Source organism: Spiroplasma endosymbiont of Anurida maritima, assembly GCF_042465095.1.
Classification (GTDB): domain Bacteria; phylum Bacillota_I; class Bacilli_A; order Mycoplasmatales; family Mycoplasmataceae.
Window position 1 is genome coordinate 93022 of record NZ_CP102059.1, and the last position, 15586, is coordinate 108607.

Here is a 15586-nt window from a genome sequence, read left to right on the forward strand (position 1 = left end):
TAATTTCTTTATTTAATACTTTTAAGTGCAGAAAATGCTGTAATTGCTATTGTATTATAAATATCATTTTCTGTAGCCCCTCTTGATAAGTCATTAACCGGTTTATTTAAACCAACAATTATTGGACCAGCGGCTGTAAAACCACCAAGTCTCTGAGCGATTTTATAACCGATATTTGCAGATTCCAAACTAGGAAAAACATAAATATCAGCTCTTTTTTTCATTGGTGAATTTGGAGCTTTTTTTTCTCTAATTTCATCATTGTATGCAGCATCAAACTGAAAGTCTCCACCAATAACACAATTATTTAATTTTCTCTCTTTTAAAATGTCTCATGTTTTTCTAACTTTATCAGCCGGAGCCCCTATACCAGAACCCATAGTAGAGTATGATAACAATGCTACATTAGGGTTTTCAAATAGAAAAACTTCACTTGCTTCAATAGCTAACTGTGTAATGTCAGCTAACTGTTCTGCTGTTGGGTCTACATTTAAAGCACAATCTGTAAAAATATATTTTTCATTATCTTTTAACATTAAAAATAGCGATGAAGCTAAACTAACATCAGATCTTTTTTTAATTATTTGTAATGTAGGCTTCACAATATCTTTTGTTGCGTATTCAATACCACCAACTACACCATGACCATATCCCATTTCTAGCAACATAATTGAAAAATAATTTCTTTGATTTATCAAGTTTTCTGCCTCAACTTTTTCCAGTTTACCTTTTCTTTTTTCTAAAATTTTACTTAACATTTCAGTTTTATCAAAAGTATCAATTGAAAAAGTTTCAAAATTTTCTTTAATGTTTTTAGTAATTTCAGATTCTTTATCAAAAATTAAAATTGGTTTTACTTGTAATCCTTTAAATTTCTTTGCTACATTTTGGATTTTAGCATTTTTACCTTCTGGTAAAATAATTTTTATTTCTTGTTTAGTATTTTTAAGATTTTCTATAATTTTATCTAATATATTAGAACTCATTTAAAATACCCCTTCCTTATAAAATTAATTATAAAACAAAAAATAACTATTTTATAGGTATTTAAAAAATTATTTTTTGTATATCGTTTATAATAATTGTTTTTTTACCTTTATATTCATTTGAAGAAACTATTGATATGTAATATTCTTCTTCAAACAAAATATCATTAAATCTAGAAAAATCTTTAGCAAATATTGTTCCTTCCATTTGTTCCGTATCATCCATTACAGTTAAAAAGCACATTTCACTTCCACTTTTATCTTTAATTATTTTTATACTTTTAATTTTAAAGATAACCTTTTGACTTCTAACTGTATTACCATTTAAAATATCATTTAACTTAGTTATATTTTTATTCAATTTTTTAAAATCAATTATTAAAGATATAGGAGAACCAAAAATATAAAACCCAAATAAATTATGCGCTTCTTCTAAAATATATATTCAAATTTTTCAATCAAATAAAATATCTTTTGTATTTGCTGGTTGATGTACAATATCAGGAACTCAACCGTTTAATGTTGTGTTGGTTTTAATATCATAAACACTTTTAAATGTAGAAATATCATAACTTTCTAGACATTTTAATACTGTAGCTGGATTCATGTTTAAAAAATTAAAATATCCAGATAAAGTTAATTTTTTAAATAAATCAATATTTCAGTCTATGGTTGTTATTACTTTTAATAAAAAATAATAAGGGTTAATATTTTGTGTTTGTTCTTTTCTTATCGCTACTAGTTTTTGATAGACCTCTAAATCTAAGTTAATGTATAGATTAAGTGGAATATATAAAATATTATCTTTTATTTCAAATTCATTATAATTATTATCAGTAAAATTAGAAGATTTAAAAAGAATGTTTTTTTCTTTAGCTTCATCAAAAATAGCTTCTCTATCTTTGTGGGTTGAGTTATCTAAAAATAATGTTTCAAAATAAATGGCAGGATAAAATAATTTAAAATAAACAAAATAGTAACTTATTAAAGAATATGAAATAGCATGACTTTTATTAAATCCATAACTGGTAAAGTTTAAAATTATATTTCAAACTTTTTTAATTACATCCATGTTATATCCATTGTTCAATGCGCCATTTATAAAATCTTTTTTCTAAATTAGAATTTNTTTAAATCTATTTTTTTTACTTATAGATCTTCTGATGACATCAGACTTTGCTAAAGAAAAATTAGCAACTAATTGAAATAAATTTATTATTTGTTCTTGAAAAACAATAATTCCATAAGTTGGACTTAAAATATTTTTAATATTGTCATTTATATAAAGAATGTTTTTATTAGAATATTTACGCTCTATATACTTTTCAATAAACTGAATTGGACCAGGACGAAATAAAGCTGAAACAGCAGCTAACTCTTGAATAGATTGTGGCTTAACCTTTTTTAGGGTTTCTCTCATTCCAGGAGATTCAAATTGAAAAATATAATTAGTTTTTCCTAACGAAAATTCGTTAAATACTTGTTCACTATTTAAAGGAATTTTTTCTAAAGAAAAACTATTATTAATTTTTAAAACTTTATTTAACATTTGAGATAAAATTGTTAAATTTTTTAAAGCTAAAATATCTAATTTTAAAAGACCAATTTCTTCTAAATGACCCATTGTATAATTTACAATATTAAAATTATCTTTCTGATGATAAGGCACTTTGTCTTCAAATGGTTTATCAGATAATAAAATACCGGCAGCATGAATTCCAATATTTTTAGGTAAATTTATAACTAAATTTAAGAGAAAAAACATAACTCTATATTCGACAACATATTCTTCTAACTTTTGATTATTAATTATTTGGCTATAATTAAAATTTTCTTCATTCTTAATTATTTGATTAATACTTTTTTTATCTTCAGGTGATAAGTTGTTTATTCTGAAATAATCAGAAATAAATTGTTTAGCCCCCACTTTTTGCACAACAATTATTTTTGCAACATTAGAATCAGAATATTTGTTTTGAAGATATTTTAATATTATGTCTCTTTTAGAATGTTCAACATCAAGGTCAATATCAGGCAATTGTTTTCTTTCTATATTTAAAAAACGCTCAAAAATCAACCCATATTTTATTGGATCAACTTTTGTTATGTTTAGCAAGAAACAAACCAAACTACCAGACGCACTTCCCCTACCAGGACCAACTAATATATTTTGAGAATTTGCATAATTTACAAAATCATAATATATCAAAAAATAATATTCCAAATTCATTTCGCTTATTACATTTAATTCATGGTGTAATCTTTTTATATAAACTTCATCTAAATTGTTGTTTAAATATTTTTTTAAATTATTCATACATAAACTTTTTATATCTATATTTTCAACTTTAGGTAATTTAAANNACTTAATTCTTGATTGTAGATTTTTTTTTTGAAAATTGTTTAAAAAATAATTAGATACTTTTGGAAAAACGTAATCTTTTAATGAAGTGTAGTTACCTGGGTTTAAATATTGTAAATTGATTAATGACTCTAAATGTTCACGTTCTACCTTTTTTAGTAAATTATATTTTATAAAATCAATTGTATTATTATCGTAATTTGTACCTTCAACATTATTTTGCCCCAAATATAAATTAGTTATTTCATAATATTCTTTTGACAACAATGTTTTAAAAAACTTTTGGTTATTTACAACAAGTAAATTTGTATTTTTAAAATTTAAGAATTTTTTATTATTTAATATAATTGAAAATACTTCTTTAAAAGTAGAAGTAATTTTTTTAGGATTTTCAGAACGCAACAAATTATGTAAATTAACTAAAGAAAAATAACCTTCATTATTTAGCGGAAAAAAACTTAATTCTTCTCCTATATCTTTTAGAAAAATAGTTAATCCAATATGCAAGTTTAAATTATGTTCATTAGCTAATTTTATTTTAGTTGGTAAGTCTATTAAATTATTATCATTGATAAAAACATCTTTTATATTATTGTTTTGACAAAAAATAAAATAATCTCTAATAGAAATTAGTGATTCATTAAAACTGTATTCAGTTTTTATATTTATTGGTCCAAACATAAAAAAATCCTTTTAATTTTTTGTATCAAAATCTGTTTTATAAACACCCTCTTTTGAAATAACGTACTTTTCTACATTATTTTCTATGATTTTATCTATAATTTCTTTTCACATTATATTGTTTTCTTGAAACTCAGCTTCACGAATTTTTGGTTTTATAACTGGATTTTTAGGAACAAATAAACTACAACAATCATCAAATGGTTTTATTGAAGTTGTATATGTGTCAATTGATTTTGAAATTTTAATTATATCTTCCTTATCATAGCAAATAAGCGGTCTTAGAATTGGCAAAGTTGATGAATTTTCAATTGTAGTAATACTTTCAATTGTTTGTGATGCAACTTGACCCAAAGCTTCTCCTGTTGCCAAACATTTGGCATCAATTTTTTCGGCAACAATATTTGCAATTCTCACAAACATTCTTCTCATTATAGTAATTCTGTATTCGGGTTTGCTTAAATGCATAAGCTCATTTTGTAATAGTGTAAAATTAACAACATATAATTTTAAAGCTCTTCCATCGCTATATTTAAACAAGTTTTTAGAAAGGTCGAATACTTTTTCAAGACTCTCTAAAGAAGTGTGTGGAGGGGTTGTAAAGTGAATATAACTTAAATTAAGGCCTCTTTTGTAACATAAAAATGATGCTACTGGCGAATCAATTCCTCCGGATAACAATGATAATGCGTGCCCTGATGAATTAACTGGCAATCCACCTAAGGCCATATTTTTATTAATATATATTGCAATATTAGAAAACCTAACTTCAACATTTAAGGAAATATCAGGATTCTTTACATCAACATTTATCATAGGGTATTTTTCATAAATACTTTTTGCTAAATTGACGACCATTTCAGATGAAATTGGTTGAAAATTCTTGTCTATTCTTTTTATGTTAAGTTTGTATGATTTATTTTTAAAATCTCCTATTATTTCTACAATTTTTTCATTTAAAGTATCAAAATTTTTATCAACAAGTAAACCTGGAGAAATTGAAGAAATACCAAATACATTAAGTAATTTATTATACACTTCTTGATATATGTCTTTATCTGGCTTTATCATAATTCTTCCGGGATCATTCTTTAATATATATTTTCCACGATAATTAGAAAGGTGATTTTTAATATTAGTTCTAAGCAGACTAATAAAGTGCTGCTTATTTTTACCTTTTGTAGATAGTTCTGAATATCTAACAATTATATGATCAAAGTTCATTTTAACCCTTTCTTCTGCCGTCATTTAATATTTTTAATGTTTCATGAATAACAAAATCAAACTCACCTTTATAATAAAAGTTCTCAGCATTGTTTATAGCGTTTAAATAATTATCACTGTTAATAGAGTGAGATTGAGCGTATGTTAATGATTCTTCAGCTAATAAAATCATAAAAATATTATCTAAAATTGAATTAAATAATAATGAAATATCTCTTGAAGCTTCAGTTAAATCTAATTTAAAATTCTTAAACACTTCAACATCTTTTAAGTTTGAATATTTATTTTTTATTTTTTCTAATTTATTTCGATAGAATTCAATCTCTTGTTTGTATTTTGATAAATGTTTGCTATATTTTACATTATTAATTCTAGTTTCTGCTTGAATTAAAGTTATCTTTAAGTGATGAACTTTTCTTCTTGCATCAACTTCATATTTGTTTCTTCTTTCAATAAAGTAATTAACACTTCCAATCAATTTGTAAGATATGATAATGTAACTAAATAAATCAGCTAATTCTTTATTAAGATCAAAGTAATTTAAAACAGCTCCTTTTTCTGACATTTTTTTTGATAAACTACTTCAAGCGGCTTTTAAATTATTAAAATCACTTTTACATGTTAGCAACACTTCTTCTTCTTCTGAAGTTAAAGAAGATGTAATTTTTAAATCTTCAATTTGATTTATAACAGTAGTATAAGTTTTTTCAATATAAGAAATAATATCTGGCATCATATTATAATAATTATTAAAAATATCCATTATATTTTTTTGATTAGAAAAATCATTTATATATTTATAAAAACTAACTATTATTTCATATACTATAAGCGGAACTTTTTTATATTGTATAGCTTTTAAATATTTATCTAACAGAGAAACCTTTTTATTTATTTCTTCTTTAAATAAATCGTAACTTAAAGGTATGTAATCTTTTTTAAAGTTATCTGCCAAAAACTCGTCGCGCATTTCTTTTGCTTCAATAATTTTTTTTGGTAATACTTTTTCTAGGAAAAGATAAGATTGTGGAATAACTTTTAGTATATCTAAAAATACTTTTAGGCCACTATTTATATCATTAATTAGATCTTCGTTTTTTAGAAAATCCCCTACTCTAATATTCTTTTCAAAATCATTAAAAAGGTTTTGTAATGAAAATATAAAATTATTCATAGACTCTTTTTTCATATACCCCATAAAAGTAAATTTTTTCAAATCACTTAAAAGTTCATTAAACATCTTTTTTTGAGATACTATGTAGTTTCTTTGTAAAAATTCAACTTTTAAAGAACTATTAATTTCATCTAACATTAATCTTGATTCTTGTTCAATAATTGTAAAATTCTTTAATAGCATATTTAAATTTTTTCTATAAACATCTTGTGATGGTTTTTCAGTTTTTTTATCTTTGGACATAGATTGTATTAATTTATTAAATTTTTCTATATTAGTTATATACATATTTTCAATAAATTTTTCGTACTTAGTTCTTCAAATTACTAAAAACTTTATAAAAAATGTATTTTTATCTGCAATGTTAGCGATTCTAAAAATTTTAAATCTTAATGGTATTCTTTTAATAATTTCAATTTTTCTAAAAACTTCAATTTCTAAGTTTTTTAAAACAATTTTTTTCTTTCAAGACAATAAAAAAATTATAAAAGCACAAAGCGTTAATAACAAAATTGATGAAATTATTATCAAGTAGATAACTTTTGTATTCATAAATAAAAATTCCTTTTTTTTCTATGTTTATTATAATTTATATTATTACTTAAAACAAACATATCTGTTAACAATATTTAATCTTTATGTAGTAAATTATTAATAAAATTGATATAATTTGTTTGGCAACATTAAGAACAGCAAATAAACATGTTATGTAATGCGTTTACTTATTAATAATGTAAAAAGTAACCGTTGCTGTATGGCGAAATGTAAACACAACATAACAGAGTTTATTTCTTCTTGTCGTCAGAAAAGGAGATATTTTTATGTCAAGATATAGAGATAGTATTACAAAAAAATCTAGAAGATATGGATTTAGTATTTTAGAAAACGATAAAGAGTTTTCAAAAGGTAAAAAAAGAACTTATGCACCTGGTCAACATGGGCAAAGAAGAAGAAAATTAAGTAATTATGGTGAACAATTACAAGAGAAACAAAAAGTTAGATTTATGTACGGTATTACTGAAAGACAATTTAGAAATACATATGCTAAAGCTAAAAAAATCAAAGGGATTACTGGTACTAACTTCTTAGTTCTTTTAGAATCAAGATTAGATAATATTGTTTATAGAATGGGTCTTGCAGCAACAAGAGCTGGAGCAAGACAAATCGTTAATCATAATCACGTAACATTAAATGGTAAAAAAATGAATATTCCATCTCACATTTGTAACCCAGGTGATGTTATTGTATTAAAAGAAAAAGCTAGAAAAAATGTTAAAGTTTTAGAAAGCTTAGATGGACAAGTTTCAACATTAGAATTTGTAAAATTTGATAAGAAAAACTTTAAAGGTGAATATGTTAGACACCCAGAAAGAAATGAATTAAACCAAAACATTAATGAATCATTAATCGTAGAATGATACAACAGACTTGTTTAATAAATAATTAAATATAAATAAAAAAAACAGATATATTATTATCTGTTTTTTTTATTTATTATTTTTACCTTTTTATTTTAATAAAGATGCAGCATCTTCATCTAATACAACAACTGCATTGTCATGTTTAATTAATGATGTACATGGTCAGTTTTCATCATAATCATTTCCTTGTAATTTTGAAATAGCTTCTGCTTTATTTTTACCAGTTGCAACCAATATAATTTGTTTTGCTTTCATGATAGAACCAACTCCCATTGTTAATCCTTGTCTTGGTACATCAGATTCTTTTTCAAAAAATCTTGCATTTGCTTTTATAGTATCTTCTACAAGATCTACTATTCCTGTTTTACCATCAAGTGGTGCTGGTGGTTCATTAAATGCTATATGACCATTAACCCCTACTCCTAAAACTTGCAAGTCAATTGGTCCGTGCTTTTTAAGTAAATTTTCATATTTTTCAGCTTCTTTTTCAAGATCTTTTGCTACACCATTTGGAACAAATGTGTTTTTTAAATTAACATTAACATGATTTAAAAGTACATCATTCATAAAATAACGATAACTTTGTTCATGCGTTTCTTCTAAACCTACATATTCATCTAAATTAAATGTTACAACTTTACTTCAATCTGTATTATTTATTGCGTGGTCTTCTACCATTTTTTCATATGCTGGAACTGGTGAAGAACCTGTAGCCATACCTAGCACACTATTTGGTTTTTTATTTATTTGATCAATAAACATTTTTGCTACATAATTTCCTACTTCTTCTTGATTTTTTAAAACTATAAATTTCATAGATTTTCTCCTGTTTTTTTACTTTTTATATAAATATCTTATCAAATATTTTATCAAATACTTATATAAAAAGTAAAAAACTAGCAAAAGCTAGTTTTTTATTAATATTTATAAACTAATAAATATTAATTAATAAATATTAAAATGGTGGTTCAGGACAGAATTGAACTGCCGACACTTTGAGCTTCAATCAAATGCTCTACCAACTGAGCTACTGAACCATGGCGGTCCTGACGGGACTCGAACCCGCGATCTCCTCTGTGACAGAGAGGCATGTTAACCACTACACTACAGAACCATGGTTGCGGGGGCAGGATTTGAACCTGCGACCTTCGGGTTATGAGCCCGACGAGCTGCCATGCTGCTCCACCCCGCGATATAAATAATAATACTAAAATAGTATATCATAATTTTAAAATAAATAAAATAAATGGCGGAAGATGAGGGATTCGAACCCCCGCGCGGGTTTCCCCGCCTCTCGGTTTTCAAGACCGACCCCTTCAACCAGACTTGGGTAATCTTCCAACATGTTTTATAAATTTAATTTAATTTTAATGGTGAACCCTGCTGGACTTGAACCAGCGACCGTCCGGTTATGAGCCGGATGCTCTAACCAACTGAGCTAAGGGTCCGTTGGTAGCGAGAGAGAGACTTGAACTCTCGACCTCACGGGTATGAGCCGTGCGCTCTAACCGACTGAGCTATCTCGCCAAAAATNATAAATATGGTGGACTCGAACGGGATCGAACCGTCGACCTCCTGCGTGCAAGGCAGATGCTCTCCCAGCTGAGCTACGAGCCCTAATGGTCGGAAAGACAGGATTTGAACCTGCGACCTCTCGGTCCCAAACCGAGCGCTCTACCAAGCTAAGCTACTTTCCNNGAATAATGGCGCGCCCAGGAGGATTCGAACCCCCAACCTTTTGATCCGTAGTCAAACGATCTGTCCAATTGATCTATGGGCGCATTGGTATAATATATTGGTTAAATAATGGAGGCACTAGACGGGTTCGAACCGACGATCGGGGAGTTGCAGTCCCATGCCTTACCAGCTTGGCTATAGTGCCATATTAAAACCTATTTAATAATACCACATTAATATAATTATTTGAATAAATTCTATAAATTATTCAATAGCAATTAATAATTGATATAAACTTTGTTCACCATCTATAATTTCATACTCAATATCGAAATTTTCATCCAAATATTTCTTAATAAAATTTATTGTTGAAATTTCTACATCTTCTCCATAAAAAATTGTAATGATTTCTGAGCTTTTAGAAATAAATTTATCAAATAAACTAACAATAACTTTTTTCATTGAAGCATTAGAGATAACAATTTTTTTACCATCTAACCCTATATAGCTGTCTTTAGTAATTTTAACACCATCCATTGTTGTAGATTTAGATGCTGTAGTAATAGCTATGCTTTGAACTAATTTTGTTGCTTGTTTTAAAATACTAAAATTCTTTTTAGGTGTTTCTTCATAATCATAAGAGATCATCGAAACCATTCCTTCTTGAATTGAAATTGTTGGAACAACATATATTTTTGATTTTTTTTCTACCTTAGCTGCTTGTTGTGCTGCTAAAATTGCGTTGCTATTATTTGGAAATAAAAACACGTTTTGTGCGTCGACTTTTTCTATTGCTGATAGGAAATCATCAGTAGATGGATTCATTGAAAATCCCCCATTTATAAATTCTGCTGCTTTTAATTCTTGTTTAAAGTAATTACCAATAGCAATTGATGGAACAACACTTATTAAAGCTTCTTTATTAACTAGTTTTCTATCTTTAACATAATTAACATGTTCTTCTGCTTGTAATGTCATATTTTCTATTTTAACTTTTTCAAATTCTCCAAATTGTTGCAAGAATGTTAAAGCATTACCCGGAACCAATGTATGAACATGTATTTTCATAATATCACTATCAATAACAGCCACAACAGAAGTTCCACCTTGATCTTCTAAAGATTTTCTTACATGATTAATGTTTACATTGTTAACGTCTTTTTCTTCAAAGATTATTAAAACTTCTGTACAATATCCAAATTCTTCTTCATGGTTTACTAAATTAATGTTATTACCAGTGTTTTCTTCATGTTGTTTAACTTTTGAAATTACTTTATTATTTTTTAAATAATAACTCATTCCTTCAAATATTTTAACAAGACCATAACCACCAGAATCAACAACCCCCACTTCTTTTAAAATAGGCAATAGATCAGGTGTGCCTTTTAATGAAACTTTAGAATAAGCACATACTTTTTCAAAGAAATCTAATACAGGCATTTCATTATCTAATTCATCACACTTTTCAGCAGTTTCTCTAATAACAGTTAAAATTGTTCCTTCAACTGGTTTCATTACTGCGTTGTATGCCACATCACGAGCTAGTAAAAGTGATTTTTTTAAATTTATTGTAGTAAATTCATTATTCTTTTTAAAGCCATTTGCAAAGCCTCTAAAAATTTGAGATAAAATAACACCAGAATTTCCTCTTGCTCCCATTATTAAATCACGAGCAAAAGCATCTAACAATTTGTCTAAACTTTGTTCATTATTTTTATCTTTATTTTCAAGATTAGCAACAGCGTTTTTCATAGTTAAAAACATATTTGTCCCAGTATCTCCGTCAGGAACAGGAAACACATTTAATTTATCTATTTTAGGATAATTATTAAATAAGTTATTAAAACCACTTATCAATAAATTTACTATATTTTTATTAGTATAAAGCATAATTATTCACCCATCTATTTCTATTTTTTATATTACTTAATATCACAAACCACTACATTTACTAAAAATGCTTCGTTTATAATTCCCTTTGATTCCAATTCATATTTCACTCTAAATTGGACTTCTTGTGCTATGTCATTTATATTCACACCACTAATTAAAATAATGTAAATATAAATTTCCAATAAATCAGGCTCTCTTAATATTTTTATTGAATTTTTGTATTTTTCTTCAAAATTATCATTTTGATTTTCGATCTCATTAAGATTAGCAAATCCGGCAACACCAGGAACTGTTATCATTGATGAGTAAACTACATTATATATTTTAGAAACATTTAATTTATTCACAAAAACTCCTTAAAAAACCATAAGTAAATTATATTACTAACAAGAAATAATATCAATATATATTTATAATATTTGTAACTTTATAAGAAATAGTTTATATACATAATAATTTATATTTTATTTATTATAAAATATTTTCAGTATTTTTACTAATATATATATTTTTTATAATTAAAACCTTAATTAAGGGTAATATTTAATTTATTTTAAATTATAACTTGATTTTGACATGTATTTTGTTTATTATTATTAAGTAATATTAAGCAAAGTGAGGTTATTATGTCAAGAAAATGTGCAATTACAGGTAAAGGTAAATTATCTGGAAACAATAGATCACACGCTTTAAATGCTACTAAAAGAAAGTGAAATGTAAACTTACAAAAAGTTAATATGTTTATTGATGGAAAGTATAAAACAGTTAGAATTTCAGCAAGAACTCTTAGAACATTAAAGCGTAAAGGGGATATTGTAGCTTAATAGTTTTTATAAACTAAAACTAAGCCCGTGTGGCGGAATTGGTAGACGCAGCAGACTCAAAATCTGCCGAAGAAATTCGTATCGGTTCGAGTCCGATCATGGGCACCAAAAAAAAATAAGATCATTGTTTTTAAAGTAATTTACTAATAATGATCTTATTTTTTATTTTGTTTTAATTTGTAAATATAGCTATGATATTACCTTTTTTAACGTTAATTTTACCTACTTGGTTTTCTAATAACTCATTGCTAATAGCGTTTGTACCAATATTTTCAATTACTAAATCTTTTGCTTCATACTTGAAGTCTGTAATGTCTACTAAAGATTTTTCTACTGAAAAAAATGAAACATATTTAAAGTTTGTTTTTTTAATTGAATAAATACTTCCTTGTTTGAATAAGTTAACAAAACCACCCTTATTAAACAGTTTAACATTATATTTCAACACTAAAGCTATTGAAGCTAAATTCATATCAAATCTTTCACCTTCTGTTACTAGTGTAATATTTGATGAGTATTTTAAAGCTTCAAGAATTGCTTCTTCCCCATCAATTAAATCTTTATTTGTTGATAGTTTTTTAAATGATCTAGCTGCTAATTTTATTTGTGCTAATTCATCATCAGAAACATTATCAAAATCTGAAATTGCTAAATCAATATTAATTCCTTGGCGAATTAATTCTAAACAACCTCTTTCCACACCTATAAAAAATGCATTTTCATAAGATTTGAAATCTATTTTTGTATTTTCTTTACATACGATCACAACTTTATTAATCATAAATTAAACTCTCCATTCTTTGCTTAATATCTTTTTGGCCAAACAAATAACTCCCTGCAACCAAAATATTTGCTCCTAAATTTTTACATATTTTCGCAGTCTTATCATTAATACCACCATCAACTTGAATTAAAACATTTAAGTTGTTAGCAACAATAAACTCTTTGGCTTCTTTTATTTTTTGTGCGCTTTGCTCAATAAAACCTTGTCCACCAAATCCAGGATTAACTGTCATTATTAATATAATATCAAAATTATCAATTATTTTAGCAATTTTGCTAAAAGATGTTTGAGGACTTATAGCAATACCAATTTTACAGCCATGCTTTTGTTTAAAATTGTAAAGTTCTTTTAATTGACTTTTTGAAAAAGCCTCATAATGCACTGTAAATGAATTACACCCAGCTTCTAAAAATGGTGTAAAGTATTCTTCAACTGTGCGATTTTTGATGTTTACCATCATATGACAATCAATATACAAATCTGATATTTTTCTAATATCAGCCAATATTTTGGGTCCAAAAGTTAGATTTGGCACAAAATCTCCATCCATAACATCAAAATGAATTCATTGTGCCCCATATTTTTTAATAGTATTTAATTCTTTCTTTAAATTACCATAATCTGCACTCAAAACACTTGGCGCAATAATTACTTCCTTTTTTACTTTATTTTTCATTGTAAACCTCATTATATATTTCAANNTATAATTTTCATATAATTTATTAGAAAATTCAATATCTATATTTTTTTTAACAAAACAATTTGGTTCATTTATATGTAAGCAATTTCTAAACTTACAATTACTTGATAACTTATTAAATATTTGTAATAAATTTGCAAAATGTTCTTTTTCAATATCTGTTATTTTAAATGATGAAAAACCTGGAGAATCAGCAATTATAAAATCTTTAAATATGTAAGACTTAATATCCGTTGTTGTATGCTTTCCCCTATTTAAAGCTTTAGAAATTTCTTGAGTCTTAATTAAATCTTCTCCTAAAATATTATTCAATGTAGATGATTTACCAGCACCTGTTTGGCCCATAAAAATTGAAAATTTGCTATTTAAATAAGGAATTAAATTGTTATTAGAGGTTTGTAAATTGTTATTAATAAATACTAAATTATAATTTGTGTTTCTAAAAACATCTTTTATATCCTTTAAATCTTTTTCAGTAGCTAAATCTATTTTAGTAAACAATAAAACAATATCAATTTTCATTGTTTCACAAATCATTATTTCTTTTAAAAGTAATTTGTAATTAATTTTTGGTTCCAAAATAGATGTAACAATTACTACTTGATCAATGTTTGCAACCCTCGGCCTTTTAAGTTCATTTTTTCTAGCATGTATTTTTGAAATAACAGCCTCATATGATAAATCACTGTTTTCTGGAATTAATTGAATATCTACAATATCGCCAACTGTAATCTTTTGATTATTATGCCTAAAAAGACCTTTTGCCTTACAAGAATATTTTTTTTGAGTTTTCTTATCTATGACATAAATATATTCACTTACAATGTTAAATACAACCAAATTAAATAACATATAAACCCACCAACAAAATGACAGCCAATATAAATAATGCTGCAAAAATAGCTGCTGTTATGTAAAAGAATTTTTTAGTTAAAAATACAGGAACTGTATTATGTGGTTGTTTGCTTAGTTGTTTTTTATTTTTTATATAAACGTATTTTAATTTTTTATCTAAATTATAATTAATGTCCTGTGTTAAAACTTTATTTAAATCATTATATAAATCTTTTACTGATTGATATCTATCTTCCGGATTTTTTAAAATACATTTTAAAATGATATTTTCTAAACCAGGATTTATATCCTTATTTATCGCAGAGGGATAAATAGGAATTTCTTTTACGTGCTTAATTGCAACTTGTGTAGGGTTTTTACCAACAAAAGGTGTTGCTCCTGTTGATAGTTCATACAACATTATTCCTAAAGCATAAATGTCCGATGACCTTGATGGGTGGTATGCTTGCACAATTTCTGGCGCCATATATTTAGATGTACCAATAATTTTATTTTTTTCTTCGTCATTAGTTTCATTTTCCAAAATTGCCACACCAAAATCAGCCACTTTAATTTTTCCATCGTTGGAAATTAAAATATTTTCTGGCTTAATATCACGATGAATAATAGAGTGATCATGAGCATCAATAATTGCACTACATATGTCTTTAAAAAAATAAACAATTTCCTCTGTTGAACAAGGTCCATAGTTTATTAGTCAATCTTTTAAGGTAAAGCCTTTAACTAATTCTAAGCTAATACATTGTCTATTTTCTTCAATAAAATAACCTTTAACCTTTACAACATTATCATGTTCAAAGTTTGAAATAGCTTCATATTCTTTTTTAAATCTTTCTACAGCTTCTTGATTATCTGATAAAACTTTAGACATCATTTTAATAGCAACATTTTCTTTGGTATATGTATCGTAAGCTTCAAAAACTTCCGCCATTCCACCATCAGCTATTTTATCAATGATTTTATATCTTCCATTATTTATTGATTTAAAAATATTTTTTTTCATTC

Annotated in this window: 13 protein-coding genes and 11 tRNA genes; 3 read left to right on the forward strand and 21 right to left on the reverse strand. The window is 25.9% G+C overall.

Features of this window, described 5'->3' with window-relative positions; all coding sequences use genetic code 4:
- Positions 1-8: 8 nt before the first annotated feature.
- The 5 genes from NPX79_RS00490 to NPX79_RS00510 form a co-directional block, all read right to left on the reverse strand.
- The gene (locus tag NPX79_RS00490) at positions 9-986 is read right to left on the reverse strand and encodes a phosphotransacetylase (protein ID WP_381415186.1); all 978 of its coding nucleotides are present in this window, start codon (positions 984-986) and stop codon (positions 9-11) included.
- 61 nt (positions 987-1047) lie between these two features.
- On the reverse strand, positions 1048-2058 hold the full coding sequence (locus NPX79_RS00495) for a hypothetical protein (protein ID WP_381415187.1): 1011 nt from the start codon (positions 2056-2058) through the stop codon (positions 1048-1050).
- A gap of 42 nt (positions 2059-2100) precedes the next feature.
- Complete coding sequence (locus NPX79_RS00500) at positions 2101-4029, reverse strand: hypothetical protein (RefSeq protein ID WP_381415188.1); 1929 nt, start codon at positions 4027-4029, stop codon at positions 2101-2103.
- Positions 4030-4041: 12 nt separating this feature from the next.
- Positions 4042-5253 carry a tRNA uracil 4-sulfurtransferase ThiI gene (thiI, locus tag NPX79_RS00505; protein ID WP_381415189.1) on the reverse strand — a complete coding sequence of 404 codons (1212 nt, stop codon included), beginning with the start codon at positions 5251-5253 and terminating at the stop codon, positions 4042-4044.
- Between the two features lies 1 nt (position 5254).
- Positions 5255-6979, reverse strand: a complete 1725-nt coding sequence (locus tag NPX79_RS00510) for a septation ring formation regulator EzrA (RefSeq protein WP_381415190.1) — start codon at positions 6977-6979, stop codon at positions 5255-5257.
- 269 nt (positions 6980-7248) lie between these two features.
- Between NPX79_RS00510 and rpsD the strand changes: the two genes are divergently transcribed.
- The gene (gene rpsD / locus NPX79_RS00515; RefSeq protein WP_381415191.1) at positions 7249-7863 is read left to right on the forward strand and encodes a 30S ribosomal protein S4; all 615 of its coding nucleotides are present in this window, start codon (positions 7249-7251) and stop codon (positions 7861-7863) included.
- A 72-nt stretch (positions 7864-7935) separates the two neighbouring features.
- On the opposite strand, the gene nagB is transcribed toward rpsD, so the two are convergent.
- The 13 genes from nagB to NPX79_RS00580 all read right to left on the reverse strand — a co-directional run bounded on the left by nagB (position 7936) and on the right by NPX79_RS00580 (position 11765).
- Positions 7936-8664 carry a glucosamine-6-phosphate deaminase gene (gene nagB / locus NPX79_RS00520; RefSeq protein ID WP_381415192.1) on the reverse strand — a complete coding sequence of 243 codons (729 nt, stop codon included), beginning with the start codon at positions 8662-8664 and terminating at the stop codon, positions 7936-7938.
- 145 nt (positions 8665-8809) lie between these two features.
- Positions 8810-8885: transfer RNA gene (locus NPX79_RS00525), tRNA-Phe, on the reverse strand.
- Between the two features lies 1 nt (position 8886).
- A tRNA-Asp gene (locus NPX79_RS00530) sits at positions 8887-8962 on the reverse strand.
- A 1-nt stretch (position 8963) separates the two neighbouring features.
- Positions 8964-9040: transfer RNA gene (locus tag NPX79_RS00535), tRNA-Met, on the reverse strand.
- Between the two features lie 55 nt (positions 9041-9095).
- Positions 9096-9188, reverse strand: a tRNA-Ser gene (locus NPX79_RS00540).
- Between the two features lie 31 nt (positions 9189-9219).
- Positions 9220-9296, reverse strand: a tRNA-Ile gene (locus tag NPX79_RS00545).
- A 2-nt stretch (positions 9297-9298) separates the two neighbouring features.
- Positions 9299-9375, reverse strand: a tRNA-Met gene (locus NPX79_RS00550).
- A 14-nt stretch (positions 9376-9389) separates the two neighbouring features.
- Positions 9390-9465: transfer RNA gene (locus NPX79_RS00555), tRNA-Ala, on the reverse strand.
- A gap of 3 nt (positions 9466-9468) precedes the next feature.
- Positions 9469-9544, reverse strand: a tRNA-Pro gene (locus NPX79_RS00560).
- An 8-nt stretch (positions 9545-9552) separates the two neighbouring features.
- Positions 9553-9629, reverse strand: a tRNA-Arg gene (locus NPX79_RS00565).
- 26 nt (positions 9630-9655) lie between these two features.
- Positions 9656-9730 (reverse strand) — tRNA-Cys (locus tag NPX79_RS00570).
- 59 nt (positions 9731-9789) lie between these two features.
- Positions 9790-11415 (reverse strand): DAK2 domain-containing protein, encoded by a 1626-nt coding sequence (locus NPX79_RS00575; RefSeq protein ID WP_381415193.1) that lies wholly within the window; start codon positions 11413-11415, stop codon positions 9790-9792.
- A gap of 32 nt (positions 11416-11447) precedes the next feature.
- A complete protein-coding gene (locus NPX79_RS00580; protein WP_381415194.1) occupies positions 11448-11765 on the reverse strand; it encodes an Asp23/Gls24 family envelope stress response protein in 318 nt (105 codons plus the stop codon).
- Between the two features lie 279 nt (positions 11766-12044).
- Here NPX79_RS00580 and rpmB point away from each other — a divergent pair, with 279 nt between their 5' ends.
- Together rpmB and NPX79_RS00590 are read left to right on the forward strand one after the other, a co-directional pair.
- On the forward strand, positions 12045-12242 hold the full coding sequence (gene rpmB, locus NPX79_RS00585; RefSeq protein WP_381415195.1) for a 50S ribosomal protein L28: 198 nt from the start codon (positions 12045-12047) through the stop codon (positions 12240-12242).
- A gap of 23 nt (positions 12243-12265) precedes the next feature.
- Positions 12266-12350, forward strand: a tRNA-Leu gene (locus tag NPX79_RS00590).
- A gap of 64 nt (positions 12351-12414) precedes the next feature.
- On the opposite strand, the gene NPX79_RS00595 is transcribed toward NPX79_RS00590, so the two are convergent.
- The 3 genes from NPX79_RS00595 to NPX79_RS00605 all read right to left on the reverse strand — a co-directional run bounded on the left by NPX79_RS00595 (position 12415) and on the right by NPX79_RS00605 (position 15584).
- Positions 12415-13023, reverse strand: a complete 609-nt coding sequence (locus tag NPX79_RS00595) for a thiamine diphosphokinase (RefSeq protein ID WP_381415196.1) — start codon at positions 13021-13023, stop codon at positions 12415-12417.
- Positions 13016-14578, reverse strand: a complete 1563-nt coding sequence (gene rpe, locus NPX79_RS00600) for a ribulose-phosphate 3-epimerase (protein WP_381415197.1) — start codon at positions 14576-14578, stop codon at positions 13016-13018. The genes NPX79_RS00595 and rpe overlap by 8 nt, the downstream gene beginning before the upstream one ends.
- The gene (locus NPX79_RS00605; RefSeq protein ID WP_381415198.1) at positions 14568-15584 is read right to left on the reverse strand and encodes a serine/threonine protein kinase; all 1017 of its coding nucleotides are present in this window, start codon (positions 15582-15584) and stop codon (positions 14568-14570) included. The genes rpe and NPX79_RS00605 overlap by 11 nt, the downstream gene beginning before the upstream one ends.
- Between the last annotated feature and the right edge of the window lie 2 nt (positions 15585-15586).